At 74.1% G+C, this 25,047-nt stretch carries 25 protein-coding genes and 1 tRNA gene; 18 read left to right on the top strand and 8 right to left on the bottom strand.

Going from position 1 to position 25,047, the window contains the following annotated elements; all coding sequences use genetic code 11:
* The first annotated feature begins 101 nt into the window (after positions 1 to 101).
* Together secG and CBP52_RS04940 are read left to right on the top strand one after the other, a co-directional pair.
* A complete protein-coding gene (gene secG / locus CBP52_RS04945) occupies positions 102 to 347 on the top strand; it encodes a preprotein translocase subunit SecG (protein ID WP_094182170.1) in 246 nt (81 codons plus the stop codon).
* Between the two features lie 11 nt (positions 348 to 358).
* Positions 359 to 706, top strand: a complete 348-nt coding sequence (locus CBP52_RS04940) for an RNA polymerase-binding protein RbpA (protein WP_094180060.1) — start codon at positions 359 to 361, stop codon at positions 704 to 706.
* Positions 707 to 734: 28 nt separating this feature from the next.
* Here the strand turns inward: CBP52_RS04940 and CBP52_RS04935 are convergent, their stop codons facing one another.
* From CBP52_RS04935 to tkt, 6 genes are all read right to left on the bottom strand, one after another.
* Complete coding sequence (locus CBP52_RS04935) at positions 735 to 1,433, bottom strand: O-methyltransferase (protein WP_094180059.1); 699 nt, start codon at positions 1,431 to 1,433, stop codon at positions 735 to 737.
* Between the two features lie 18 nt (positions 1,434 to 1,451).
* Positions 1,452 to 2,222, bottom strand: a complete 771-nt coding sequence (pgl, locus tag CBP52_RS04930) for a 6-phosphogluconolactonase (RefSeq protein ID WP_094180058.1) — start codon at positions 2,220 to 2,222, stop codon at positions 1,452 to 1,454.
* Complete coding sequence (locus tag CBP52_RS04925) at positions 2,219 to 3,148, bottom strand: glucose-6-phosphate dehydrogenase assembly protein OpcA (RefSeq protein ID WP_094182169.1); 930 nt, start codon at positions 3,146 to 3,148, stop codon at positions 2,219 to 2,221. Before CBP52_RS04925 ends, pgl begins: the two co-directional genes overlap by 4 nt.
* Positions 3,145 to 4,686 carry a glucose-6-phosphate dehydrogenase gene (gene zwf / locus CBP52_RS04920; protein WP_094180057.1) on the bottom strand — a complete coding sequence of 514 codons (1,542 nt, stop codon included), beginning with the start codon at positions 4,684 to 4,686 and terminating at the stop codon, positions 3,145 to 3,147. Before zwf ends, CBP52_RS04925 begins: the two co-directional genes overlap by 4 nt.
* Positions 4,683 to 5,813 (bottom strand): transaldolase, encoded by a 1,131-nt coding sequence (tal, locus tag CBP52_RS04915; protein WP_094180056.1) that lies wholly within the window; start codon positions 5,811 to 5,813, stop codon positions 4,683 to 4,685. The genes zwf and tal overlap by 4 nt, the downstream gene beginning before the upstream one ends.
* A gap of 120 nt (positions 5,814 to 5,933) precedes the next feature.
* Positions 5,934 to 8,102, bottom strand: coding sequence for a transketolase (tkt, locus tag CBP52_RS04910; RefSeq protein ID WP_094180055.1), 2,169 nt, complete (start codon positions 8,100 to 8,102; stop codon positions 5,934 to 5,936).
* Between the two features lie 660 nt (positions 8,103 to 8,762).
* Here tkt and CBP52_RS04905 point away from each other — a divergent pair.
* The 14 genes from CBP52_RS04905 (at position 8,763) to CBP52_RS04840 (ending at position 20,573) form a co-directional block, all read left to right on the top strand.
* The gene (locus CBP52_RS04905; protein WP_094182168.1) at positions 8,763 to 9,653 is read left to right on the top strand and encodes a heme o synthase; all 891 of its coding nucleotides are present in this window, start codon (positions 8,763 to 8,765) and stop codon (positions 9,651 to 9,653) included.
* 13 nt (positions 9,654 to 9,666) lie between these two features.
* Entirely contained in the window at positions 9,667 to 10,629 is a 963-nt protein-coding gene (locus tag CBP52_RS04900; RefSeq protein WP_094180054.1) for a site-specific tyrosine recombinase XerD, read from the top strand.
* 148 nt (positions 10,630 to 10,777) lie between these two features.
* Positions 10,778 to 11,644: a ParA family protein gene (locus CBP52_RS04895; RefSeq protein WP_369826336.1), complete on the top strand. Its 867-nt coding sequence runs from the start codon at positions 10,778 to 10,780 to the stop codon at positions 11,642 to 11,644.
* Positions 11,628 to 12,599 (top strand): ScpA family protein, encoded by a 972-nt coding sequence (locus CBP52_RS04890; protein WP_369826300.1) that lies wholly within the window; start codon positions 11,628 to 11,630, stop codon positions 12,597 to 12,599. Before CBP52_RS04895 ends, CBP52_RS04890 begins: the two co-directional genes overlap by 17 nt.
* On the top strand, positions 12,596 to 13,249 hold the full coding sequence (gene scpB / locus CBP52_RS04885; RefSeq protein ID WP_094180053.1) for an SMC-Scp complex subunit ScpB: 654 nt from the start codon (positions 12,596 to 12,598) through the stop codon (positions 13,247 to 13,249). Before CBP52_RS04890 ends, scpB begins: the two co-directional genes overlap by 4 nt.
* Complete coding sequence (locus tag CBP52_RS04880) at positions 13,246 to 14,175, top strand: pseudouridine synthase (protein ID WP_094180052.1); 930 nt, start codon at positions 13,246 to 13,248, stop codon at positions 14,173 to 14,175. The genes scpB and CBP52_RS04880 overlap by 4 nt, the downstream gene beginning before the upstream one ends.
* Positions 14,172 to 15,281: a prephenate dehydrogenase gene (locus CBP52_RS04875; RefSeq protein WP_094180051.1), complete on the top strand. Its 1,110-nt coding sequence runs from the start codon at positions 14,172 to 14,174 to the stop codon at positions 15,279 to 15,281. The genes CBP52_RS04880 and CBP52_RS04875 overlap by 4 nt, the downstream gene beginning before the upstream one ends.
* The gene (gene cmk, locus CBP52_RS04870; RefSeq protein ID WP_094180050.1) at positions 15,263 to 15,985 is read left to right on the top strand and encodes a (d)CMP kinase; all 723 of its coding nucleotides are present in this window, start codon (positions 15,263 to 15,265) and stop codon (positions 15,983 to 15,985) included. The genes CBP52_RS04875 and cmk overlap by 19 nt, the downstream gene beginning before the upstream one ends.
* On the top strand, positions 15,982 to 16,668 hold the full coding sequence (locus tag CBP52_RS04865; protein ID WP_094180049.1) for a 1-acyl-sn-glycerol-3-phosphate acyltransferase: 687 nt from the start codon (positions 15,982 to 15,984) through the stop codon (positions 16,666 to 16,668). The genes cmk and CBP52_RS04865 overlap by 4 nt, the downstream gene beginning before the upstream one ends.
* Positions 16,669 to 16,750: 82 nt before the next feature.
* Positions 16,751 to 18,235 (top strand): ribosome biogenesis GTPase Der, encoded by a 1,485-nt coding sequence (gene der / locus CBP52_RS04860; protein ID WP_369826299.1) that lies wholly within the window; start codon positions 16,751 to 16,753, stop codon positions 18,233 to 18,235.
* On the top strand, positions 18,232 to 19,368 hold the full coding sequence (locus CBP52_RS04855; RefSeq protein WP_198303529.1) for a hypothetical protein: 1,137 nt from the start codon (positions 18,232 to 18,234) through the stop codon (positions 19,366 to 19,368). The genes der and CBP52_RS04855 overlap by 4 nt, the downstream gene beginning before the upstream one ends.
* A 28-nt stretch (positions 19,369 to 19,396) precedes the next feature.
* Positions 19,397 to 19,470 (top strand) — tRNA-Pro (locus CBP52_RS04850).
* A 134-nt stretch (positions 19,471 to 19,604) separates the two neighbouring features.
* Complete coding sequence (locus tag CBP52_RS04845; protein WP_094180048.1) at positions 19,605 to 20,117, top strand: metallophosphoesterase; 513 nt, start codon at positions 19,605 to 19,607, stop codon at positions 20,115 to 20,117.
* Between the two features lie 45 nt (positions 20,118 to 20,162).
* Positions 20,163 to 20,573, top strand: coding sequence for a hypothetical protein (locus CBP52_RS04840; RefSeq protein ID WP_094182165.1), 411 nt, complete (start codon positions 20,163 to 20,165; stop codon positions 20,571 to 20,573).
* 39 nt (positions 20,574 to 20,612) lie between these two features.
* Here CBP52_RS04840 and CBP52_RS04835 read toward each other — a convergent pair whose 3' ends face one another.
* Positions 20,613 to 21,542 carry a VOC family protein gene (locus tag CBP52_RS04835; protein WP_094180047.1) on the bottom strand — a complete coding sequence of 310 codons (930 nt, stop codon included), beginning with the start codon at positions 21,540 to 21,542 and terminating at the stop codon, positions 20,613 to 20,615.
* A 165-nt stretch (positions 21,543 to 21,707) separates the two neighbouring features.
* Between CBP52_RS04835 and CBP52_RS04830 the strand changes: the two genes are divergently transcribed.
* On the top strand, positions 21,708 to 23,975 hold the full coding sequence (locus CBP52_RS04830) for a glycoside hydrolase family 3 C-terminal domain-containing protein (RefSeq protein ID WP_094180046.1): 2,268 nt from the start codon (positions 21,708 to 21,710) through the stop codon (positions 23,973 to 23,975).
* Here the strand turns inward: CBP52_RS04830 and CBP52_RS04825 are convergent.
* Complete coding sequence (locus CBP52_RS04825) at positions 23,972 to 24,592, bottom strand: TetR/AcrR family transcriptional regulator (protein WP_232514661.1); 621 nt, start codon at positions 24,590 to 24,592, stop codon at positions 23,972 to 23,974. The genes CBP52_RS04830 and CBP52_RS04825 overlap by 4 nt on opposite strands.
* A 103-nt stretch (positions 24,593 to 24,695) precedes the next feature.
* On the opposite strand from CBP52_RS04825, the gene CBP52_RS04820 reads away from it, so the two are divergent.
* Positions 24,696 to 25,040 carry a hypothetical protein gene (locus CBP52_RS04820; protein WP_232514660.1) on the top strand — a complete coding sequence of 115 codons (345 nt, stop codon included), beginning with the start codon at positions 24,696 to 24,698 and terminating at the stop codon, positions 25,038 to 25,040.
* Positions 25,041 to 25,047 lie beyond the last annotated feature (7 nt).

Here is a 25,047-nt window from a genome sequence, read left to right as displayed (position 1 = left end):
GGCGTCGGATGTGGCTTCCCGGGCGACTCGTCGCCTACCCTGTACCCCGGCCCGCACTCCTGGCGCGGGCGACCGGACCGCTAGTGAGGATCGACACCGACGTGACCGCCCTGAAGATCTCGATGCAGGCGCTGCTGGTCCTGACCAGCCTGCTCCTCGTTCCGCTGGTGCTCCTCCACAAGGGCAAGGGCGGTGGCCTGTCCGACATGTTCGGCGGCGGCATCACGTCCAGCGCCGGCAGCTCCGGTGTGGCCGAGCGCAACCTCAACCGGATCACCATCGGGGTCGCGCTCGTGTGGACCGCGGTCATCGTGGTGCTGGGCCTCATCGAGCGCTACGACGGCTGAGGCGGGCGACCATGGCGAGCGGTAACGCGATCCGGGGCTCCCGCGTCGGCGCCGGCCCGATGGGCGAGGCGGAGCGCGGGGACGCGGCTCCGCGCATCTGGATCTCCTACTGGTGCGCGAACGGGCACGAGACCCGCCCGAGCTTCGCGGAGGAGGCGGCCGAGGAGGCCCCCGTCACGTGGGACTGCCCGCGCTGCGGTTTCCCCGCCGGGCAGGACCAGGAGAACCCGCCGGCCCCGGTCCGCAACGAGCCCTACAAGACGCACCTCGCGTACGTGAAGGAGCGTCGGTCCGACGAGGACGGCGCCGCCATCCTCGACGAGGCGCTGGCCGCGCTGCGAGCCCGGCGCGGCGGCTGAGCCCGAACGCTCTCAGGGCAGCACGCGCTCAGGGCAGCACGCGCAGGAGCGCGAAGCCGTCGTACCCCTTGACCCCGACGGTCTGGACGACGGTCGCGTCGAACCGCGGGTGGTCGGCGAGCAGGTCGACCATGCGCCGGACCCCCTGCACGCGGTCGTCGGGGTGGTCCGGGTCCACGACGGCACCGAGACGCACGACGTTGTCGACCACGACGAGCGCGCCGGGCCGGACCAGGGGCAGGATGCGCTCGAGGTAGAGCGCGAGCTGCTGCTTGTCCGCGTCGACGAACACGAGGTCGAACGGCTCGACCTCGCGTCCCGCGAGGGCGACCAGTGCGTCGGCGGCCGGGCCGACGAGGACCTCGACCTGCTCACCGACGCCCGCGGCGTCCAGCGACGACCGCGCGACGTCGGCGTGGTGCTGCTCGAGCTCGAGCGTGACGACTCGGCCGTCGGGCGGCAGCGCCCGCGCGAGCCAGAGCGTGCTGTACCCACCGAGAGTGCCGATCTCCAGCACCCGGCGGGCGCCCGTGAGCGTCGCGAGCAGGTGCAGCAGCTTGCCCTGGTTGGGCGCGACCGCGATGTCCGGCAGACCGGCCGCCTCCGCCCTGGTCCGCGTGTCGACGAGCGCGTCGTCCTCCGGCGTCAGCACGGCGAAGTACTCGTCGACGCGGGACCACAGCGCGTCCTGGCCCTGTGGGGCGTCCTGGGTCGGTCGGCCGGTCATGTGCGCTCCCTCGTGCGGTCAGGCGGTGGTCGCGCCCCCGGGCAGCCCGGCGGCGGCTGCCGCGTCGACGAGCCACAGCGTGCGCTCGGTGCCGAGCGCACCTGCGGCCGGGGTGGTCTCGACGGGGGCCGACGCGAGCGCGGACGCGACGGCGCCCGCCTTCTCGGAGCCCGCGGCGACGACCCACACCTGGCGGGCCGTGCGGATGGCGTCGAACGTGAGCGAGACCCGCAGCGGCGGCGGCTTGGGTGACCCGTGCACCCCCGTCGTCGCGCCGCGCGCCCCGAGCGCCGGGTGGCCGGGGAACAGGGACGCGACGTGCCCGTCGGGACCCATGCCGAGGAGCAGCACGTCGAACGCCGGGACGTCCGCGTGGTCGGACGCGAACCGCGCGAGCTCGGTCGCATACGCCTCCGCGGCCGCCTCGGGCGTGGTCACGAGCGTGTCGAGCGCGGGGACGGCGTGGACGTTCTCGGCCGGCAGCGCGTCGGCGAGGGCGGTCAGCAGCGCGTCGCGTGCCTGTGTCTCGTTGCGGTCGCCGTCGCCCTCGGGCAGGAACCGCTCGTCCCCCCACCAGACGTGCACCTGCGACCAGTCGACGGCGTCGCGCACGGGGGAGGAGGCCGCGGCGGCGAGCGTGCGGATCCCCACGGTCCCGCCGGTGAGCACGAGGTGCAGGGGAGCGCGATGCGACTGGGCGTCGACGAGAGCGACGAGCAGCCGTGCCGCGGTGGCCTGCGCGAGCACCTCCGCGTCGGGGTGGACGACGACCTCGCGTGGCGTGGTCATGCGGCCGGGATCTTCGGCAGGCCCTTGGTGAGCACGTCGCCGTAGACCTCGTCGGGGTCGAGACGGCGCAGCTCCTCCGCGAGGCACTCGCGCAGGTGACGGATCGGCAGCGCGATGCGGTGCTCGGGCTGCTCGGGCTGTCGCAGCGCGGCAGTCTTGCCGTCGGGCCGGTCGAGCACGATGTCCCCGGACGCCCGCTCGAGCCGGACCTGGATGATCGCGGGGGCGTCGTCGATCCGCTCGACCTCGACCGGGCAGCGCAGCGCGTGCGCGAGCCAGGCCGCGACCATGTCGACCGACGTGTGCGTCGTCTGCCCCGAGACGACCGCGCGACGCACCGGCTCGAACGGCGGCTGCTCGAGCGTCGCGGCGATGAGACCGCGCCACAGGGTCGCGCGCGTCCACGCGAGGTCGGTGTCGCCCTCGCGGTAGGAGTCCGCGAGCGTCCGCAGCCACCGACCGGGGTCCGACGAGCGGACGGAGTCGGTGATGCGCCGCTGGGCCATGCGCCCGAGCGGGTGCTCGGAGGGCACCTCGGGCGGCTCGTACGGCCACCAGGCGACGATGGGCGCGTCCGGCAGCAGCAGCGGCATGACGAGCGTGTCGAGGTGCTCGGCGACCTCGCCCGTCGGCCGCAGGATGATGACCTCGCTCGCACCCGCGTCGCCGCCGAGGCGGATCTGGGCGTCGAGGCCCACCTCGGACGGCGCGGCGCCCGCACGCTGCGACGTGATGAGGATGACGCGGCAGGGGTGCTCGCGGCTCGCGTCGTTCGCGGCGGCGATCGCGTGCTCGGGGTCGTGGTCGCCCGTGTCCACGACGAGCGTCAGCACGCGCCCGAGGGCGACCGCACCGCCTTCGTCGCGCTCGGTGAGCAGACGCTTGGCGACCGCGCGCGTCGTCGTGCCCGGCATGTCGATGATCACGGCAGCCTCCACTGGCGCCCGTCGCGCGCCATCATCTCGTCGGCCGAGGCCGGTCCCCACGTGCCCGCCCGGTAGCCGTCCGGCTTCCCGTGGCGCGCCCAGTACTCGATGATCGGGTCGAGGATCTTCCAGGAGAGCTCGACCTCGGTGTTCTGCGGGAACAGCGGCGGGTCGCCCAGCAGGACGTCGAGGATCAGCCGCTCGTACGCCTCGGGCGACGCCTCGGTGAACGCGTGCCCGTAGCCGAAGTCCATCGTGACGTCACGGACCTCCATCTGCGTGCCCGGGACCTTGGCACCGAACCGCAGCGTGACACCCTCGTCGGGCTGCACGCGGATGACCAGGGCGTTCTTGCCGAGCTCCTCGGTGGCGGTCGACTCGAACGGCAGGTGCGGCGCCTTCTTGAAGACGACCGCGATCTCCGTGACGCGCTTGCCGAGCCGCTTGCCGGTGCGCAGGTAGAACGGCACGCCCGCCCAGCGACGGGTGTCGATGTCGACGCGGATCGCGGCGTACGTCTCCGTCGTCGAGTGCGGGTTGAAGCCCTCCTCCTCGAGGAAGCCGACGACCTGCTCGCCGCCCTGCCAGCCCGCGGTGTACTGACCGCGGGCCGTGTGTCGGCCGATGTCGCGGGGCACGCGCACGGCCGAGAGCACCTTCTCCTTCTCGGCCCGCAGCGCGGTCGCGTCGAACGAGACGGGCTCCTCCATCGCGGTGAGCGCGAGGAGCTGCAGCAGGTGGTTCTGGATGACGTCGCGAGCGGCCCCGATGCCGTCGTAGTAGCCCGCGCGTCCGCCGATGCCGATGTCCTCGGCCATCGTGATCTGCACGTGGTCGACGTAGTTCGCGTTCCAGATCGGCTCGAACAGCTGGTTCGCGAAGCGCAGCGCCAGCAGGTTCTGGACCGTCTCCTTGCCGAGGTAGTGGTCGATCCGGAAGATGTCGTCCGGTCGGAACACCGACGAGACGATCTCCTGCAGCTCGCGTGCGCTGGCGAGGTCGTGCCCGAACGGCTTCTCGATCACGACGCGGCGCCAGCGGCCCTCCTGCGGCTGCGACAGGCCGGACCGCGACAGCTGCTCGCACACGATCGGGAACGAGGACGGCGGCACCGACAGGTAGAACGCGTGGTTGCCACCCGTGCCGCGGGACACGTCGAGCTCCTCGACGGTGGTCCGCAGACGGTCGAACGCGGCGGCGTCGTCGAACGTGCCCTGCACGAACCGGATGCCCTCGGAGAGCTGGCGCCACGTCGCCTCACGGAACGGGGTGCGCGCGTGCTCCTTGACCGAGTCGTGCACGATCTGCGCGAAGTCCTGCGTCTCCCAGTCGCGGCGGGCGAAGCCCGTGAGCGCGAACCCCGGGGGGAGCAGGCCACGGTTCGTCAGGTCGTACACCGCCGGCATGAGCTTCTTGCGCGCCAGGTCGCCCGTGACGCCGAAGATCACGAGGCCGCACGGGCCCGCGATGCGCGGCAGGCGGCGGTCGCGCGGGTCGCGCAGGGGGTTCGTCCCCTGCGCGACCTTCGCCAGGCTCACGAGGCGTCCGCCGCGCGGTCGGCAGCCTGGCCGAGACCCTCGGCGACCTTCGCGAGGAGCTGTTCCCAGCTCGCCTCGAACTTGGCGACACCCTCGACCTCGAGCTCGTGCGCGACGTCGTCGATGTCGATGCCGAGCGCGACGAGCCGGTCGAGCAGCGCGGCCGCGTCGGCCTGCGTGCCGGTCACGGTGTCGTGGCCGTCGCCGCCGTGGTCGGCCACGGCGTCCAGCGTCTTCTCCGGCATGGTGTTGACGACGCCCGCGACCACGAGCTCGTCGACGTACAGCGTGTCGGGGTAGGCCGGGTCCTTGACGCCGGTCGACGCCCACAGCGGGCGCTGCGGGTGCGCGCCGGCCGCGGCGAGCGCCTGCCACCGGTCGGACGCGACGACCTCCTCGTAGATGCCGTAGGCGAGCCGCGCGTTCGCGATCGCCGCCTTGCCGCGCAGCTCGGCGGCCTCGGGGGTGCCGAGCGCGTCGAGGCGCGGGTCCACCGCGGCGTCGACGCGCGAGACGAAGAACGACGCGACCGAGGCGACCGGCGCGAGGTCGTGCCCGTTCGCGCGCGCCCGCTCGAGCCCGTCCTGGAACGCGTCGAGGACCGCGGCGTAGCGCTGCAGCGAGAAGATCAGCGTGACGTTGACGCTGATGCCCTCGGCGAGCACGGCGGTGATCGCCGGCAGCCCCTCGAGCGTGGCGGGGATCTTGATGAAGACGTTCGGCCGGTCCACGGCGGCCCACAGCGCCTTCGCGGACGCGACCGTGGCCGCGGTGTCGTGCGCGAGCCGGGGGTCGACCTCGATCGAGACGCGCCCGTCCTGGCCGCCGGTTGCGTCGTGCACCGGGCGCAGCACGTCGGCCGCGGCCCGCACGTCGTCCGTGGTGATCGCGAAGACGGCCTGGTCGACGTCCGCGCCCTGCGCGGCGAGCGCACGCAGCTGCTCGTCGTACGCGTCGCCCTGGCTGATCGCGGCGGCGAAGATCGTGGGGTTCGTCGTCACGCCCACCACGCCGCGCTCGACGAGAGCGGCGAGGTTGCCGGACCGCAGGCGCTCGCGCGACAGGTCGTCGAGCCAGACGGCGACTCCCGCCCCGGTGAGCCGTGCGAGGGGTCCGCTCGGTGCCATGGTCGTTCCTTCCCTCATGCAGCCGGACGGCTGCGCGCGGCTGAGCCGCGAGGCCTCTCGGTCATCCTGACCGGGCGGGCGGCGGGGCGCCTGCTGGAGGGCGCCCCGCCGTCGCTCGGGTCAGCCCTGCTGGTCGCCCGTGCCGGTGGCCGTCGGGGTCGCCGCGGTCGCCGACGGCGCCGCGTCGCCCCGCGCCGCGGCGATGGACTCGTGCGCCGCCGCGACCACGGCCTCGCTCGTGATGCCGAACTCGCGGTACAGCGTCTGGTAGTCCGCCGAGGCACCGAAGTGCTCGAGCGACACCGTGCGGCCCGCGTCGCCGACGATCTTGTGCCACGACAGCGCGATGCCCGCCTCGACCGAGACGCGGGCGCGGACGGCCGACGGCAGCACCGACTCGCGGTACTCGTCGTCCTGCGCCGCGAACCACTCGAGCGACGGTGCCGAGACGACGCGCGTCGGGACGCCGGCGGCCTCGAGGACCTCGCGCGCCTCGACCGCGAGCTGCACCTCGGAGCCCGTGCCGATCAGGATCACCTCGGGGGAGCCGGTGCTCGCCTCGAGCAGGACGTACGCGCCCTTGGCGACGCCTTCGGCGCCGGCGAAGCCCTCCTCGCCGCGCGGGAACGTCGGGACGTTCTGGCGCGTGAGGATGAGGCCGACCGGGCCGTCGCGGTGCTCGAGCACGGCCTTCCATGCCTGCGCTGTCTCGTTCGCGTCCGCCGGGCGGACCACGGCGAGGCCGGGGATCGCGCGCAGCGCGGTGAGGTGCTCGACCGGCTGGTGCGTCGGGCCGTCCTCGCCGAGGCCGATGGAGTCGTGCGTCCACACGTACACCGACGGCACGCCCATGAGCGCCGCGAGGCGCACGGAACCGCGCATGTAGTCCGCGAACTGCAGGAACGTGCCGCCGTACGCGCGCGTCAGGCCGTGCAGCGTGATGCCGGACAGGATCGCGCCCATGCCGTGCTCACGGATGCCGAAGTGCAGCGTGCGGCCGCCCTCGTCGCCCGCGAACTCGTGGGTCGAGCGCTTGGCCGGGATGAAGGACGGCTGGCCCTTCATCGTCGTGTTGTTCGAGCCCGCGAGGTCGGCCGAGCCGCCCCACAGCTCGGGCAGCGCGTCGGCGACGGCCGACAGCACCTCACCCGACGCGGCGCGGGTCGCGACGGCCTTGCCCGCCGGGAACACGGGCAGCGAGGACTCCCAGTCCGCGGGCAGCTCGTGGGCGACCAGGCGGTCCAGGAGCGCCTTGCGCTCGGGGTTGGCGGCGGCCCACGCGTCGAACGACTCCTGCCACGCGGCGCGCGCCTGCGCCGCCCGGTCCGCGAGCGAGCGCGTGTGCGCGAGCACGTCGTCGGCGACCTCGAACGTCTGGTCGGGGTCGAAGCCGAGCAGCTCCTTGAGGCCGCGGATGGAGTCCGAGCCGAGCTTCGAGCCGTGCGACGAGTGGTCGTCGGTCTTGCCCGGCGTCGGCCACGCGATGAGCGTGCGGATGCCGATGAACGATGGCTTGTCGGTGACGGCCTTGGCCGCCTCGATCGCCGCGTGCAGCGCGTCGACGTCCTCGCGGTACTCGCCGCCGGCGGTCCAGTCGACGAACTGGACGTGCCAGCCGTACGCCTCGTAGCGCGCCAGGACGTCCTCGGTGAACGCGATCTGCGTGTCGCCCTCGATCGAGATGTGGTTGTCGTCCCACAGCACGACGAGGTTGCCGAGCTCCTGCGTGCCCGCGATGGACGACGCCTCGCTGGTCACGCCCTCCTGCAGGTCGCCGTCGGACGCGATCACGTACGTGAAGTGGTCGAACGGGCTCGTGCCCGGCGCGGCGTCCGGGTCGAGGAGGTGGCGCTCGCGCCGCTGCGCCATCGCGAAGCCGACCGCCGACGCGAGACCCTGGCCGAGCGGGCCGGTGGTGATCTCGACGCCCGCCGTGTGCTTGTACTCGGGGTGGCCGGGCGTCTTCGAGCCCCAGGTGCGCAGCGCCTGCAGGTCCTCGAGCTCGAGGCCGAACCCGCCGAGGTAGAGCTGGATGTACTGGGTCAGGCACGAGTGGCCCGCCGACAGCACGAACCGGTCCCGGCCCAGCCAGTGGGTGTCCTTCGGGTCGTGCCGCAGCACGTTCTGGTAGAGCAGGTACGCCACGGGGGCGAGGCTGATCGCCGTCCCCGGGTGGCCGTTGCCCACCTTCTCGACGGCGTCAGCGGCCAGGACGCGCACCGTGTCCACGGCCTTCACGTCCAGGTCGGTCCAGCCGACCGTCTGCGCCAGGGGAGCCTTCGCGTTCACCGCACCTCATTCCCACCCGGGGGAGCCGGGTGACGTTTCCGACTTGCGTGCTTGCTCGCCGCGCGCGTCCCGGGCTGGTCCCGGGTCGCGTCCTCGTCCGTGGCTGGCCCGGTGCCGTCCTCGTCGTCGGTCCGTCCGCGGGGGACGGGCCGGGGCGTGACGGAACTCCCGGACGGACTTCGGCTCGCCGCTCGAGCCTATAGCGCACGCGCGCGGGGGTCGCGGTCGTGACCAGTCTCCGGCCACTCTCACAGCCCCGTGGGAGTGCCTGTGCGACGAGCGACCCATCTCACACGACGCGCGGCCCCCGTCCGAGGGGCTTTCGTCCTGCCCCGGGGCGTAGCATGGCGAGGCGACGTCAGATCCCCGACACCCCGACCGGCACGACGCGCGCGCGGACCCGACGACGGGCCGTGCCGCCCGGCCGGCACGACACGAACGGAACCGTCCCGCGTGCGCCTCACGAGCCCCTCGTCCGTCGACGACCGGTCGGTCGACGCCGCGTCCCTGACGGGCGCGCGCGGCGCGCACGGCACGACGACGCCCGGGGCGACGGTTCCCGGCGCGACGGCGCGCGGCGGCCGCCCCGGTCCCCGTGCCGAGGACCGGCCCGAGGGTGGCGCCGATGGTGAGGCGACCGCGGCGCGGCGCCGCGGCCCGCTGGGTCGCGTCGGTGCGGTCGTCGGCCCGTACGTGACGTTGACCAAGCCGCGCGTCGTCGAGCTGCTGCTGGTCACGACGATCCCCACGATGATCCTCGCGCAGGGCGGCTGGCCGAGCCTCGGGCTCGTCGTCGCGACGCTCGTCGGCGGTGCGGCCGCGGCGGGGTCCGCCAACGTCCTCAACTGCTACATCGACCGTGACATCGACCAGGTCATGAACCGGACCCGTCGTCGTCCGACGGCGACGGGCGAGATCAGCCCCGCCGCGGCGCTCACGTTCGGGCTCGTGCTCGGCGTGGTCAGCCTGGTGTGGCTGTGGCTGCTGGTGAACCCGGTGTCGTCGATGCTCACCGCGGGCGCGATCCTCATCTACGTCGTCGGCTACACGATGATCCTCAAGCGCCGCACGCCGCAGAACATCGTGTGGGGTGGCGCGGCCGGGTGCATGCCGGTGCTGATCGGCTGGTCGGCCGTCACCGGTGGCGTGGGCTGGCCGGCGGTGCTGCTGTTCGGTGTGATCTTCTTCTGGACGCCGCCGCACTACTGGCCGCTGTCGATGAAGTTCCGCAAGGACTACGCGGCCGCCGGCGTGCCGATGCTGCCCGTCGTCGCGAAGGACGCGAAGGTCGCGCGCGAGATGATCGGCTACACGCTCGCGATGATCGGGTGCTCGCTGCTGCTGGTCCCCGCCGCGGGCATGACCTGGGTGTACGCGGTCGTCGCGACGGCGCTGGGCGTCTGGTTCCTCGTCTCGTGCATCGGTCTGCTGCGGCGCGCGCAGGACCCGGCGCGCGGCAAGCTGCGCGCGATGAGCGTCTTCCACGCCTCGATCACCTACCTCACCCTCCTGTCGGTCGCGGTGTCGGTCGACGTGTTCCTGCCCCTGTGACGTCGGGCGCGCGGTGGCGGACGACGTCTCGCGCTCGCCGCTCGCGCGCGCGCTCGAGGACTACCTCGCGCACCTGACCGTGGAGCGCGGGCTGTCCCGCAACACCACGTCGGCGTACCGCCGCGACCTCGGCCGGTACGTCGCGTACCTCGAGTCCCGTGGCCGCGCGACGCCCGACGACGTCGTCGAGCAGGACGTCGAGGACTTCCTGGCGGCCCTGCGGACGGGCGCCGACGGGGGCAGCGCGCTGTCCGCCTCGTCGGCCGCGCGTGCCGTGGTCGCGGTGCGCGGCTGGCACCGGTTCTGGGTGCGGGACGGCGTCACGACGAGCGACGCGGCCCGTGCCGTGCGCCCGCCCGCGCAGCCGCGCCGCCTGCCCAAGGCCATCACGGTCGAGGAGGTGGGGCGGCTGATCGACGCCGCAGGGCTCGGCGACGGGCCGACCGCGCTGCGCGACCGCGCGCTGCTCGAGCTGCTGTACGCGACGGGCGCGCGGATCTCCGAGGCGGTGGGGCTGGACGTCGACGACGTGGACGCCACCCCCGGCCGCGCGTCTGTCCGCCTGTTCGGCAAGGGCGCCAAGGAGCGGGTGGTCCCGCTCGGGTCGTTCGCGCTCGAGGCCGTGGAGGCGTACCTCGTGCGCGGTCGGCCCGTGCTCGCCGCGCACGGGCGCGGGACGCCCGCCGTGTTCCTCAACACCCGGGGCGCACGGCTCTCCCGGCAGTCGGCGTGGGCGGCGTTGCGCACGGCCGCCGAGCGCGCGGGGCTCGTCGGCGCGGACGGCACCGCCGCGCACCTGTCGCCGCACACGCTGCGGCACTCGTTCGCGACGCACCTGCTGCAGGGTGGTGCGGACGTGCGCGTGGTGCAGGAGCTGCTGGGGCACGCGTCCGTCACGACGACGCAGATCTACACGCTGGTGACGCCGGACACGCTGCGCGAGGTGTACCAGCTCAGCCACCCTCGGGCGCGCTGAGAGGTGGCACCGGGACGTCGTGCGGGACGCCACCTCGGACGGTGCCTCGGACGGCACGTCGGACGGCATGTCGAACGGCATGTCGAACGGCATGTCGAACGGCGCGGTACCGACGCCGGGGGGCGTCGCCTCCGGTAGGTTGTCCGTCGTGGTGACCAGCGAGACGACGCAGGACCAGGTCGACGCCGTCGGGCGTCCGCTCCCGCACTTCCCGGAGCCGGCGGCGCTCGCCTCGCACGGACCTGCCCGCGTCATCGCGATGTGCAACCAGAAGGGCGGCGTCGGCAAGACGACGACCACCATCAACCTGGCCGCGGCGCTCGCCGAGTACGGCCGACGCGTGCTCATCGTCGACTTCGACCCGCAGGGCGCGGCGTCGGTCGGCCTCGGCGTGAGCCCGCACGAGCTCGACCTCACGGTCTACAACCTGCTCATGGAGCGTGACGCGCAGGTCGCGGACGTCCTGCGGCACACCGCGACCCCCGGGCTCGACCTGCTGCCCGCGAACATCGACCTGTCGGCCGCCGAGGTCCAGCTCGTCGGCGAGGTGGCCCGCGAGTCGGTCCTCTCGCGTGCGCTGCGCCCGGTGCTGGACGACTACGACGTCGTGCTCATCGACTGCCAGCCCTCGCTGGGCCTGCTCACGGTCAACGCCCTGACCGCCGCGCACGGCGTGCTCATCCCGCTCGAGTGCGAGTTCTTCGCGCTGCGCGGCGTGGCCCTGCTCATCGAGACGATCGAGAAGGTGCGCGACCGGCTCAACCCCCGCCTCGAGGTCGACGGCATCCTCGCCACGATGTACGACTCCCGCACGCTGCACGCCCGCGAGGTCGTCGCACGCGTCCACGAGGCGTTCGGCGACACGCTGCTGCAGACGGTCATCGGGCGCACGGTGAAGTTCCCCGACGCGACCGTGGCCGCCGAGCCGATCACGACGTACGCACCCACGCACTCGGGCGCCGCGGCCTACCGGCAGCTCGCGCGCGAGCTCGTCGCCCGTGGCGACGCCGCCTGAGGCCGCGCCCGGCGGCGACGCGGACACCCGCACGACCGAGGAGCGGTTGCCGGGGCCCGGCACCGCGGCGGAGGGCTCTCCCGCCGGCACCGCCGGCTTCGAGGTGCACCTCGACAACTTCAGCGGTCCGTTCGACCTGCTGCTGGGGCTCATCGCGAAGCACAAGCTCGACATCACGGAGGTCGCGCTCGCGCGCGTGACGGACGAGTTCATCGCGTACATCCGGGCGGCGGAGGCGGCGTGGGACCTCAACCGCGCCTCGGAGTTCCTGGTGGTCGCGGCGACCCTGCTCGACCTCAAGGCCGCGCGGCTGCTGCCGTCGGCCGACGTCGAGGACGCGGAGGACCTCGAGCTGCTCGAGGCGCGTGACCTGCTGTTCGCACGGCTGCTGCAGTACCGCGCGTACAAGCAGGTCGCCGCGGACCTGGCGCACCGGTGGGCCACCGAGGGCCGGCGGTTCCCGCGTACGGTCGCGCTCGAGCCGCACCTCGCCGCGCTGCTGCCGGAGCTCGTGTGGCAGGTCGGTCCGGACCAGCTCGCGGCCCTCGCCGCGAAGGCCCTGACACCGCAGCCGCCGCCGCCCGGCGTGGACATCAGCCACCTGCACGCGCCGCCCGTCTCGGTGCGCGAGCAGGCCGCGGTGCTCGTCGACCGCCTGCGGCACAACGGTTCGGCCTCGTTCCGTGCGCTCGTGGCGGACGCGGGGTCGACGATCGTCGTGGTCACCCGCTTCCTCGCGCTGCTGGAGCTGTTCCGTGAGGGTGCCGTGGGCTTCGACCAGGTGAGCCCGCTCGGCGAGCTGACCGTCCGGTGGACCGGGGCGGCCGAGGGCGACGTCACGGTGTCCGACGACTTCGACCAGGAGGACGGTCCGGCACCGACCGCGGGCGACGGCCCGCCCGACGGACCCGATACGCACGACACGGACGACACGCACGACCGGGAGGACGCATGAGCGTGCACGACGACGAGGCGGGCGCCCGGGCTGCGACGCCCGATGCGGCGCAGGTGGACGTCGACGAGCTGCCGGGCGGCGCGACCGCTGCGCTCGAGGCCGTCCTCATGGTGGCCGACGAGCCGATCGCGACGGTCCGGCTCGCGAGCGTGCTCGCGCTGCCCACCACGCGCGTCGAGGAGCTGGCGGCGGAGCTCGCCGCCGAGTACCGCGGCGAGCGCGGCGGGCGCCCCCGAGGGTTCGAGCTGCGGCACGCGGGGGAGGGCTGGCGCATCTACTCCGCACCCGCGTACGCGGACGTCGTCGGCCGGTTCGTCCTGGACGGCCAGTCCGCGCGTCTCACGCAGGCGGCGCTCGAGACGCTCGCGGTCGTGGCGTACCGTCAACCGGTGACCCGCGGGCAGGTCTCGGCCGTGCGCGGGGTGAACGTGGACGGCGTGATGCGCACGCTCACGGCACGCGGGCTCGTCGTCGAGGTGGGCACCGAGCCGACGAGCGGTGCGCTCCTGTACGGGACCACGGGATACTTCTTGGAGCGGATGGGCCTGTCCAGCCTGGACGAGCTGCCCCCGCTCGCGCCTTACCTGCCGGAGATCGACGCCCTCGAGGGCGTCGACGACACCGGCGCCACGATCGGAGGACCTGCATGACCCCCCAGCCTCGCCGCTCGGACGGCGGACGACCCGGACGACCGGGCGCCTCGCGTGGCGGTGCCCCGAGCGGTGGCAAGAAGCCGCACCGCGGGCAGGCCGCGGGCGGTGCGTCGCGCGGGAAGTCCGGTGCCTCCCGCCCGAACCGCCCGCAGGCTGCGCGCCGCGCCCCCGCCCCGGTGACCATCGACGTGCACGACCCGGAGGGCGTGCGCCTGCAGAAGCTGCTCGCCGCCGCCGGCCTCGGCTCGCGACGCGCGTGCGAGACGCTCATCACGTCGGGCCGGGTCGAGGTCGACGGGCAGGTGGTCATGGAGCTCGGGGTGCGCGTCGACCCGAAGAGCGCCGTCGTCCTCGTCGACGGGCTGCGCGTGCAGCTCGACACGTCGCACGTCACGATCGCGCTCAACAAGCCCAAGGGTGTCGTGTCGACGATGCACGACGAGCAGGGTCGCCCCTCGGTCGCGCAGTTCGTGCGGGACCGCTCCGAGCGGCTGTTCCACGTCGGTCGGCTCGATGCCGACACCGAGGGCCTGCTGCTGCTCACGAGCGACGGCGAGCTCGCGAACCACCTGTCGCACCCGTCGCACGGCGTGGCCAAGACGTACCTCGCCGAGGTCCAGGGCCGCGTGACGCCCGCGACCGCCACGCGCCTGCAGCGCGGCGTGGAGCTCGACGACGGCCCCGCGAAGGCCGACAAGGTCACGATCGTCCAGGCGCTGCCGCACCTGTCGCTCGTGGAGATCGTGATCCACGAGGGCCGCAACCGGATCGTGCGTCGCATGCTGGAGGAGGTCGGGCACCCCGTCACCAAGCTCGTCCGCACGCGCATCGGCCCGATCCGGCTGGGCGACCTCAAGCAGGGCCGCACGCGTGTGCTGTCGCAGGTCGAGCTGGGATCTCTGATGTCCCAGGCGGGGATGTGACGGCCGCGACCCGCGGCCCCGTCCTCGTCGTCGGCGCCGGGCTGATCGGCGCGTCCGTGGGGCTGCGACTGCGCGCGGAGGGCGTGGACGTGCGCCTCGAGGACCCGTCGCGCACCGCGGTCGCGCTGGCACGCGACGTGGGTGCCGGTCGCCCCGCGAGCCCGGACGACGACGAGCCGGCGCTGGTCGTCGTCGCGGCGCCCCCTGACGTCACGGCGGGCGTGGTGCGCCGCCAGCTCGAGGCGTACCCTCACGCGGTCGTGACCGACGTCGCGTCGGTCAAGGGGCACGTGCTCGCGGAGCTGCGCGAGCACGGTGTGCCGCTCGACCGGTACGTCGGCTCGCACCCGATGGCGGGCAGGGAACGCTCGGGCCCGTCGGCGGCGGTGCCGGACCTGTTCCTCGGGCGGCCCTGGGTGATCGCGGAGTCCGCCGAGTCGTCGCCCGACGCGGTGCTCGCCGTGCGTGCGCTGGCGGTGGACCTGGGCGCGGTGCCGGTCACGATGGCCGCCGACGCGCACGACGCGGCGGTCGCCGCGGTCTCGCACGTGCCGCAGGTGGTCGCGTCGCTGGTCGCGGCGCGGCTCGTGGAGGTCGACGACGCAGCGCTCGGGCTCGCCGGGCAGGGCCTGCGGGACGTCACGCGCATCGCGGCGTCCGACCCGGAGCTGTGGACGTCGATCCTGGCCGCGAACTCCGCGGCGGTCCGCCCGATCCTCGAGTCGCTGCGCACGGACCTGGACGCGGTCATCACCGCGCTCGCGCAGGCGGACTCGGCCACGGGCCCCGAGACGGTGGGCACGGGCGTGCTCGTGACGCTCGCGCGCGCGATCGCGGCGGGCAACGAGGGAGTCGCCCGGATCCCCGGCAAGCACGGTGGCGCGCAGCGCGCCTACGAGGAGGTCACGGTGCTCGTGCCCGACTCGCCCGGCGAGCTCGCGCGGCTGCTCTCGGAGGTCGGCGAGACCGGGGTCAACCTCGAGGACCTGCGCCTCGAGCACGCGGCCGGCCGGCAGGTCGGCATGGCGGTCATCTCGGTGCTGCCGGGCAGTGCGACCAAGCTCGAGTGGGAGCTGGCGGAACGTGGATGGAGGCTGGTGGTGTGAGCGCGCTCGTCGTCGCCGTGGACGGACCCTCGGGGTCCGGGAAGTCGAGCGTGTCGCGGGAGGTAGCCCGGCGTCTGGGGCTCGCGTACCTCGACACCGGTGCGATGTACCGCGCCGCGACGTGGTGGTGCCTGCACACGGGCGTCGCGCTCGACGACCGGGCCGCCGTGGCGCAGGCCGTGCGTGACCTGCCGCTCGACCAGGGCGTGGACCCGGACGCGCCGCACGTCGTCGTCGACGGGACGCCCGTGGACGACGCGATCCGCGAGACCCGCATCTCGGCCGCGGTGAGCGCGGTCGCGACGAACCTCGACGTGCGCGACGAGCTCCGCCGTTGGCAGCGTGCCGCGATCGCGGAGCAGGCCGACGCGTCGTCCTTCTCGCACGGCCGCGGCATCGTCGCGGAGGGCCGCGACATCACCACGGTGGTCGCGCCCGACGCCGACGTGCGTGTGCTGCTGACGGCGTCCGAGGAGGCCCGGCTCGCGCGGAGAGCACGTGACGTGCACGGCTCCGACGACGCGGCTTCGGTCGACGCGACGCGCGACCAGGTGCTGCGACGCGACGCGGACGACTCGACGGTCGTGCAGTTCCACGTCGCGGCGGACGGGGTCGTGACGGTCGACTCGTCCGACCTGGACTTCGAGCAGACCGTGGCCGCCGTGCTCGCGGTCGTCGAGCAGGTCGGCGGGCAGCGCGCATGAGCGAGCAGCGCGGGCGACCGACGGCGGGCGTGCGGGCCGGTCACGCCCTGGGGCGGGTCGTCGCGCACGGCGTGTGGGCGACCCGGGTGCTCGGCGCGCACCGCGTGCCGACGACGGGTCCGGTGCTGCTCGCCGCGAACCACACGGGCGTGATCGACGGACCCGTGCTCGTGGGCGCTTCGCCACGGCCCGTGCACATGCTCATCAAGCAGGAGATGTTCTCCGGCGCGCTGGGTGCGCTCCTGCGCGCGCTGGACCAGATCCCGGTCGACCGGGACAACGCCCGCACCGCGCTCGGGGCGGGCCTCGAGGTGCTCAAGCGTGGGGGAGTCGTCGGGATCTTCCCCGAGGGCAGCCGCGGCAAGGGTGACGCGGCGGACGCGCGCGCGGGCATCACGTGGCTCGCCCTGAACGGCAACGCACCCGTCGTGCCGGTCGCTGTGCTGGGCACGAGGCGTACCGGGCAGGGCGTCAACCACCTGCCGCGGGTGCGCCGACGCCTCGTCGTCGCGTTCGGGGAGCCGGTCGTGGTCGAGCGGGCGCCCCGCGTGTCGGGCCGGCAGGCGATGATCGAGGCCAACGAGCGGATCCGGGACGCGCTCGCGCTGCACGTGGCCGCGACCGTGGAGGCGACCGGCCTCACGCTGCCGGCCGACGCACCGCTGTCCGCCGAGGCTCCCTGAGGGGCTCGCGACCGGGGGTGTGCGCGAGGACTCCCTGCCCGACGGCGGTCCGGGGTCCGGTCCAGGGCGTTCGTCAGGGACAATGGGCACCATGAGTGAGCCTGAGGTCGAGTTCGTCCTGCCCGACGAGGCCGGGGACGCCGAGCGTGAGCGCGCGCTGCGGGCGGGTCTGGCGGAGTACGAGCTCGAGGACGACGACCTCGCGCTCCTGCAGCACGACGGGGACGACGAGGACGGCGCCGGTGCCGAGGCGCCCCTGCCGGTCCTCGCGATCGTCGGGCGCCCGAACGTGGGCAAGTCGACGCTCGTCAACCGCATCCTCGGCCGCCGCGAGGCCGTCGTCGAGGACAAGCCCGGCGTCACGCGCGACCGGGTGAGCTACCCGGCGGAGTGGTCGGGGCGGCGGTTCACGCTCGTCGACACGGGCGGCTGGGAGGTCGACGTCGCCGGGATCGACAAGCGCGTCGCCGAGCAGGCGGAGGTCGCGATCGCGCTGGCGGACGCGGTGGTGTTCGTCGTCGACGCGACGGTGGGTTCCACGGACACCGACGAGCAGGTCGTGCGGCTCCTGCGCCGCTCGGGCAAGCCCGTGGTCCTGTGCGCCAACAAGGTCGACGGGCCGGCCGCGGAGGCCGACGCCGCCGTCCTGTGGAGCCTCGGGCTCGGTGAGCCGCACCCCGTCTCCGCGCTGCACGGCCGCGGTACGGGCGACCTGCTCGACGCGATCCTCGACGCGCTCCCGGAGACGTCCGCGCACGGTGTGCTCCGCCCCACCGGCCCGCGCCGCGTCGCGCTCGTCGGGCGTCCGAACGTGGGCAAGTCGTCGCTGCTCAACAAGGTCGCCGGCGCCGAGCGCGTCGTCGTGGACGACGTCGCCGGCACCACGCGCGACCCGGTCGACGAGCTGATCGAGCTCAAGGGCGTGCCGTGGGTGTTCGTCGACACCGCCGGCATCCGCCGCCGTGTGCACCAGACGACGGGCGCGGACTTCTACGCGAGCCTGCGCACGCAGGCCGCGATCGAGAAGGCCGAGGTCGCGGTCGTCCTGCTCGACGCGTCGCAGCCGATGACCGAGCAGGACACGCGCGTCGTGCAGCAGGTCATCGACGCGGGCCGCGCGCTGGTGATCGCGTACAACAAGTGGGACCTGATGGACGAGGACCGCCGGCCCTACCTCGAGCGCGAGATCGAGAAGGAGCTCGTGCAGGTCACGTGGGCGCCGCGGGTCAACATCTCGGCGAAGACCGGCTGGCACGCCGAGCGCCTGGTGCCCGCCCTCGAGACGGCCCTCGACTCGTGGGACACGCGCATCCCCACGGGCAGGCTCAACGCGTTCCTCGGTGAGCTCGTCGCGGCGCACCCGCACCCGCTGCGCGGCGGCAAGCAGCCCCGCATCCTGTTCGCGACGCAGGCGTCCACGCGCCCGCCGCGGTTCGTCGTCTTCACCACCGGGTTCCTCGACCCGGGCTACCGCCGGTACATCGAGCGCCGCCTGCGCGAGACGTTCGGGTTCGAGGGCACGCCGATCACGATCTCCGTGCGCGTGCGGGAGAAGCGCAAGCGGTGACCTCGGGCGGCGGGGCGACCGGGGCGACGTCGCAGGGCGCGCCCTGGCAGGCCCGCGGGCCGCGCGGGCTGCTCCTGCGGTGGGGGCTGCCTCGCGACCCGCACGCGTCCCGGCACGTCACCGCGTTCCTCGTCGTGACGGTGCTCACCGTCCTGGTCACGCGCGGCGCCCTCGCCGCCACGGGCTTCCCGCAGGTCGGGGGTCCCGGGCTGCACGTGTCCCACGTGCTGTGGGGCGGGCTGCTGCTGGGTCTCGCCGTCCTGCTGGCGCTGTCGTTCATCGGCCCGGTGGTGCGGCCCCTCGTCGTGCTGGTCGGCGGGATCGGGTTCGGGCTGTTCGTGGACGAGATCGGGAAGTTCGTCACGGAGGACTACGACTACTTCTACGGGCCGACCGCGATGCTCGTGTACGTCTCGGTCGTGGCGCTCGCCCTCGTCGGCGAGGTGCTCACCGGCCGTCGCCGCGCCGTCCCGTCGGAGCGGCTCGCGGCAGCCGTCGACCAGGCCGTGGCCGGCGTCGCGGGCGGGTTCTCACCACGCGTGCGGGAGCACGCGCAGGACCTCCTGGAGGCCGCGCAGGGCGTTCCGGGTCACGACGAGGCCGCCGCGCTCGTCGCGACGGTCCGCCCGGACGGCAGCGAGCTGCCCGACCCGGTCGCCGCCGTGTCGCACGGCGTCGTCCGGCTGTCGCGACGCCTCGTGAGCGCGGCGTGGGTGCCGCGCGTGGCCGTCGTGACCATCGCCGGGACGGCGCTCCTCGGCGTCGCGCGCGGCCTGTGGCTCGCGCGTGACGGCGGGACCGCCGGGTGGGTCGTCGGGGCCTTGCTGGCCGGTGGTGCGGCCACGACGGCGGCGTGCGTCGTCGGGCTCCTGGCCGACGACCGCGAGCGTGCGTTCACCTGGTTCCGTCGCGCCGTGCTCGTGAGCCTGCTGATCACGCAGGTGGCACTCCTGCGCATCGAGGAGTGGGTGGGATACGCCGGGCTCGCGCTCGACGTCGTCCTGCTCGGGCTCGTCGCCGCCGAGCTCGACGTGCTGCGCGAGCGGGAGCACGGGGGCGCGGACGGCGCCGGCGACGGCGGCACGAGTGGGACAGGTGGGACGGGAGACGGGGCACCCGCGCGCGTACGGTAGGCTGTCGCAGGCTTCTTCGGGAGCCGTTCGGGCTGTGGCGCAGCTTGGTAGCGCACTTGACTGGGGGTCAAGGGGTCGCAGGTTCAAATCCTGTCAGCCCGACGAGATCAGGCCTGGTGAGACGACGTCTCACCAGGCCTGACGCATGTCCGGGGGCGCGCGGTGCGTGACCCGCACGAGCTCGCGGGGCGGCGCCGAGACCTGCGCGCTCGGGCCAGGTCGCGCACGATGGACCGATGGTCACGCGTCTCCTGCTGGTGTCCGACACGCACGTCCCGGCGCGCGCGCGGCGGGTGCCCGACGACGTGTGGCGGGCGGTCGACGCCGCTGACGTGGTCGTGCACGCGGGGGACTGGGTGGACGTCGAGACGCTGGACGCGTTCGAGGCACGCGCGCCGCGGCTCGTGGGCGTGTCCGGCAACAACGACGGCGCCGACCTGCGCGCACGCCTGCCCGAGGTCGCGCGGGTCGTGGTCGAGGCCGTGCGCATCGCGGTGGTGCACGAGACCGGGCCGGCGGACGGGCGCGCGCGGCGGGTCGACGCGCGGTTCGCGGACGACCGGCCCGACCTGCTGGTGTTCGGCCACAGCCACATCCCGTGGGACGCCGTGACGTCGGCAGGCACGCGGCTGCTCAACCCGGGATCGCCGACCGACCGGCGCCGCCAGCTGGTGTGCACGCTCATGACGGCTGTGGTGGACGGCACCGGGCTGCGCGACGTCACGCTGGTGCCCGTGCGCCGGGGCTGACGGCCCACCCTGGTGGCCGCATCGGCCGCGTGGCACGCTCGGGACGTGACCCGGTTCGCGATCGACGCGCCCGTCGCCGTCGGCCTGGTGCGGGCCGAGGTGGTCGTGCCCCCGGAGCACTCCCTGGTGGGGCCGGGCGTGCTCCGCTCGGACGCGCTCGCGCTCCTGCGCGAGGAGGTGCTGCGCGGCGAGCGCACACGCCGCGAGGGCTTCGCGGACCTGGACGGGATCGCGATGCTCCGGATCCGGCTGCTCGCGGACCGCGTGACGCGCCGGGTCGCGTGGCAGCTGGCCGACCAGGTGCCGTGGGCGGACGTCCGACGGGCCGAGTACCTCGCGGTCGCGCGGCTCCAGGGCGACGTGCTCGTCTCGGCGGACGACGCGTTGCGGGCGGGCGCATCGGCGGTCGGGATCGCGACGGCGGACGTGGCGGACCTGCGCAGCGCGCTCGGGTGAGGCGCAGCGGGCTCAGCGCGCTCGGGTGACGCAGCGGGCTCAGCGCGCGAGGACGTCCTCGGTGCTCGAGCCGGGCAGCGACACGGTCACCTGCGTGTCCCACGGGTCGCGCGTGGTGATCGCGCGGCCGTCGTCGGCGAACGCGACACCCTGCGCCCGCAGCCGGGCCGCGAGCGCGTCGAGGTCGCCGCGCGTCGGGACGGTGACCGCGACGTCGCCGAGGCCGAGTGTCGAGGCCCGCGGGCCCGCACCCTGGCTGTTCCACACGTTCATCGCGATGTGGTGGTGGTAGCCGCCGGCGGACGCGAAGAGTGCGCCCGGGTACTCACGCATGGTGGCCTCGAACCCGAGGGTGCGGACGTAGAAGTCGTCGGCGCGTGCGATGTCGCCGACCTGCAGGTGCACGTGACCGACTCGCCCGGCGAGGCGCGGTCCCGCGTCGACGGCCTCCTGCGTGAGGTGCTCGCGCAGGAAGGCGTTGGGGTCGAGGAACTCGGTGGTCATCATGATCTGGCCGCGCTGGTGCAGCCACAGGTCGCGGTCGCGGTCGGTGTAGAGCTCGATGCCGTTGCCCTCGGGGTCGGTGAAGTAGAACGCCTCGCTCACGGAGTGGTCGCTGGACCCGACGAACCGGCTGAGCGGGTCCTGCGCGGCGCGGTACACGGTCGCCGCGAGGCTCGAGCGGTCGTCGAACAGGAACGCGGTGTGGAACAGGCCCGACTGGCGGGGGTCGACCGGCGGGAGGTCGGGGGTGTGGACGAGGCGGAGCATCGGGGTGGTGCCGCGCCCGAGCACGCGGTGCACCTCGCGGCCGCGGCTGCGCTCCTCGAGGGGCTCCATCGCGAGCGCGCCGGAGTAGTAGCCGGACATGCGCTCGAGGTCGCCCACGCGCAGGGTCACCGCGTCCATCGTCGTCTCGGGGTTGATGACTTGCTCGTCGGTGACGGCGGCGAGGGGGGACGTGGTCATGGCAGGCGCTCCAGCGGGGGTGGTCGTGGTGGCGGTCGAGCGAGATAGTTGTATGTTCAACTACCAAGGTAGTCCGGGAGGGTGCGACACGCAAGCACGCACGTCACCTACCACTCGGTAGGTAATCGGCTAGCCTCGGCACACGGACCCGCACGAGGAGGTGCCATGTTCGACGTCGACGACGTCCTGCCCAGGCTCACGCTCGAGGAGAAGGCGGCGCTCACCTCGGGTGCCGACTTCTGGCACCTCAAGGCCGTCGAACGCCTCGACGTGCCGTCGGTCATGGTCACCGACGGACCCCACGGCCTGCGCAAGCAGACGAGCGCCTCGGTCGGCCTCGGGCTCGGGGGCGCGGAACCCGCGACCTGCTTCCCGACCGCCGCCGCACTCGGCTCGACGTGGGACGTCGACCTCACGCGTCGCGTGGGGGAGGCTCTCGGCCGCGAGACACGGGCCGCACAGGTCGCCGTGCTGCTCGGACCGGGCGTCAACATGAAGCGCACGCCCCTGTGCGGCCGGAACTTCGAGTACCTCGCCGAGGACCCCGTGCTCTCGGGCGAGCTCGGCGCGGCGCTCGTCACGGGGATCCAGTCGCAGGGCGTGGGCGCGTCGCTGAAGCACTTCGCCGCCAACAACCAGGAGACCGACCGCATGCGCGTGTCGGTGGACGTCGACGAGCGCACCCTGCGCGAGATCTACCTGCCCGCGTTCGAGCGGGTCGTGACCCGCGCACGGCCCTGGACCGTCATGTGCGCCTACAACAAGATCAACGGCACGTACGCGTCCGAGCACGAGTGGCTGCTCACGCAGGTGCTGCGCGACGAGTGGGGCTTCGACGGAGTCGTCGTCTCCGACTGGGGCGCCGTCCAGGACCGCGCGGTGTCGCTCGCCGCCGGGCTGGACCTGCAGATGCCGTCGGCCGGTCCGCGCTCCGACGAGGCGGTCGTCGCGGCCGTACGCGAGGGGCGGCTCGACGAGGCGGTGCTCGACCGCGCCGTTCGCCGCGTCCTGGAGGTCGTCGCCCGCGCCCAGCCCGCGCTCGACGCACCCGGGGACTACGACGCCGACGCCCACCACGCCCTCGCCCGCGAGGCCGCTGCCGCCGGCACGGTCCTGCTGAAGAACGAGCCCGTCGACGGCGCCCCGCTCCTCCCGCTGGCCCGCGGGCGCGTCCTGGTCGTCGGCGAGCTCGCCCGCACGCCGCGCTACCAGGGCGCGGGCTCCTCGCAGGTCAACCCGACGCGCCTCGACGACGCGCTGAGCGCGCTGCGCGCCCAGCGCGACGACGTCGCGTTCCAGCCGGGCTACACCCTGCCGGACGGACGCCCGGGAGACGACGCGTCGCTGCTCGAGTCGGCCGTCGAGGCGGCGCGCGGCGCGGACACGGTCGTCGTGCACCTCGGCCTGCCGGCGCCGGACGAGTCCGAGGGCTACGACCGGCCGCGGCTCGGCCTGCCCGAGAACCAGGTCGCGTTGCTGCACGCACTCGCCGCGGTCACCCGCCGGGTCGTCGTCGTCCTCGCGGGCGGTTCGGTGGTCGAGATGCCGTGGCGCGACGACGCGGCCGCGGTCCTCGTCACGTGGCTCGGCGGGCAGGCGGGCGGGTCCGCCGTCGCGGACGTGCTCACGGGCGCGGTGCCGCCGTCGGGCCGGCTCGCGGAGACCGTCCCGTTGCGGCTCGAGGACACCCCGGCGTTCGGGAGCTTCCCCGGGGAGCACGGGCACGTACGGTACGGCGAGGGGGTGCTCGTCGGGTACCGGTGGTACGACACGCGCCGGCTCGACGTCGCGTTCCCGTTCGGGCACGGCCTGACGTACACGACCTTCGGGTACGACGACGTGCGCGTGCAGGTCCACGGCTCGGGTGCCGACGTCACGCTCGACGTCGACGTGCGGGTCACGAACCTCGGCGCGCGCGCCGGTGCGGAGGTCGTGCAGGTGTACGTGCGGGATCCGCAGGCCGGCGTGGTGCGTCCCACGCGCGAGCTCAAGGCGTTCACCAAGCTCACGCTGGCGCCGGGGGAGTCGGCCACGGCGTCGTTCACGCTCACGGCCCGGGACCTGTCGTACTGGCACCCCGGCCTGCGGCGGTGGGTCGTGGAGGGCGGCGCGTTCGTCGTCGAGGTCGGGGCGTCGTCGCGCGACGTGCGCGGCGCGCTCGAGGTGGACGTCGAGGGCGAGCCCCTGTGGGGCGAGCTCAGCGCGATGTCGACGATCGGCGAGTGGCTCGAGCACCCGCGCGGCGCGCAGGTCCTGGCGCCGCTGCTCGCACCACGCGAGGGCGAGCAGGGCCTCGCGGACCTCGACGAGACGATGCGCGCGATGATCCTGCAGATGCCCGCCCGTGCGCTCGTCGACTCCGGCTTCGCGCCCGTCGACCACGACGACCTCGCGGCGCTGGTCGCGCTCGCGAACGCCGACGAGGAGGGCTAGTCGCGCAGGTACGACACGTACTGCGCGCGCACGTGCTCGACCATGTCGACGCGCGTCGCGGGACAGTCCGCGCCGAGCAGCCACTGCACCTGGAGCCCGTCCATCACGGCGATCATGCGTCGCGCCGCCGCGACCGGCTCGAGACCGTCGCGCAGCCGGCCCTCCGCCCGGTGCTGCTCGAACACGTGGACCAGGTCCGCGAGCGTGCGGGCGTACCTGCGCTCGAAGTACGCGTGCGCGGGGTGCGCCGGAGACGTCGCCTCGCTCGACAGCGTCGCGAACAGCTCGACGATGCCGGGCCGCGCCGCGTTGCGCTCGACGACGCGTACGAGCGCCTCGAGGTAGTCGAAGCCCGACGCGAGGTCCTGCGCCATGGCGGCGTCGTCGACGTCGTCGCGGCGTTGCAGCACCGCCTCCAGCAGCGCAGCCTTGCTCGCGAAGTGGTGCAGCAGGCCCGGGTGGGAGATCCCGACGCGCGCGGCGATCTCCCGCAGGGACGCCGTGTGGTACCCGACCTCGCCGAACAGCACGAGCGCGGCCTCGAGGATCTCCTCGCGCGTCGCCCGCCCCCGGGCGTACCCGCGGCGCACCTCGGGCGCGGTCTCCTGGGCTGTCACGGGGACAGGATCGCACCTGCCGCCGCCTGGACCCGCACGGCGGGCGGGTGAGAGCGGCCGACCGGCGTCGCGGCTCGAACAGGTGTGCGAGTACGATGATCGGGTGGAGCACAGCACGAACCCTCGCGCCGGGGCATGGGCGCCGCGCGGCACCCGGCGCGAGGTCGCGAACCGGGAGGCTCCCGAGCGCATCCCGGTCCGGCCGCAGGGCGACATCCCGGTCATCGTCCGCGTGGTCTGGCTCGACGGGACCGAGGAGTGGCGCCCCGCGCGGGCCGTGCGGTGGACCGCGGAGCACGTCATGGTGGCGTGGCGCGACGACCAGGACGACCCGCGCTCCGAGCGCCACGAGTGGCTGCGGGCAGGCGACGTCGCGCGCTCGGTGAGCTGGTTCGTCGGCCCGCCGCAGACGCCACGGGCGGCGGGCGCGAAGGTCATGCCCGCCTGAGGGGTGC

The sequence above is a fragment of the Cellulomonas sp. PSBB021 genome (genome assembly GCF_002240455.1).
Lineage (GTDB): Bacteria > Actinomycetota > Actinomycetes > Actinomycetales > Cellulomonadaceae > Cellulomonas > Cellulomonas uda.
Note: the sequence above shows the minus strand (reverse complement) of the source record. Positions and strands in the feature narration are given on the sequence as shown.

What these genes read in the sequence shown, in the direction of transcription:
- CBP52_RS04940 (WP_094180060.1), top strand. Translation starts at nt 359, where the DNA reads ATGGCGAGCGGTAACGCGATCCGGGGCTCCCGCGTCGGCGCCGGCCCG.
- CBP52_RS04935 (WP_094180059.1), bottom strand. Translation starts at nt 1,433, where the DNA reads ATGACCGGCCGACCGACCCAGGACGCCCCACAGGGCCAGGACGCGCTG.
- pgl (WP_094180058.1), bottom strand. Translation starts at nt 2,222, where the DNA reads ATGACCACGCCACGCGAGGTCGTCGTCCACCCCGACGCGGAGGTGCTC.
- tal (WP_094180056.1), bottom strand. Translation starts at nt 5,813, where the DNA reads ATGGCACCGAGCGGACCCCTCGCACGGCTCACCGGGGCGGGAGTCGCC.
- scpB (WP_094180053.1), top strand. Translation starts at nt 12,596, where the DNA reads ATGAGCGTGCACGACGACGAGGCGGGCGCCCGGGCTGCGACGCCCGAT.
- CBP52_RS04880 (WP_094180052.1), top strand. Translation starts at nt 13,246, where the DNA reads ATGACCCCCCAGCCTCGCCGCTCGGACGGCGGACGACCCGGACGACCG.
- cmk (WP_094180050.1), top strand. Translation starts at nt 15,263, where the DNA reads ATGGAGGCTGGTGGTGTGAGCGCGCTCGTCGTCGCCGTGGACGGACCC.
- CBP52_RS04865 (WP_094180049.1), top strand. Translation starts at nt 15,982, where the DNA reads ATGAGCGAGCAGCGCGGGCGACCGACGGCGGGCGTGCGGGCCGGTCAC.
- der (WP_369826299.1), top strand. Translation starts at nt 16,751, where the DNA reads ATGGGCACCATGAGTGAGCCTGAGGTCGAGTTCGTCCTGCCCGACGAG.
- CBP52_RS04845 (WP_094180048.1), top strand. Translation starts at nt 19,605, where the DNA reads ATGGTCACGCGTCTCCTGCTGGTGTCCGACACGCACGTCCCGGCGCGC.
- CBP52_RS04835 (WP_094180047.1), bottom strand. Translation starts at nt 21,542, where the DNA reads ATGACCACGTCCCCCCTCGCCGCCGTCACCGACGAGCAAGTCATCAAC.
- CBP52_RS04830 (WP_094180046.1), top strand. Translation starts at nt 21,708, where the DNA reads ATGTTCGACGTCGACGACGTCCTGCCCAGGCTCACGCTCGAGGAGAAG.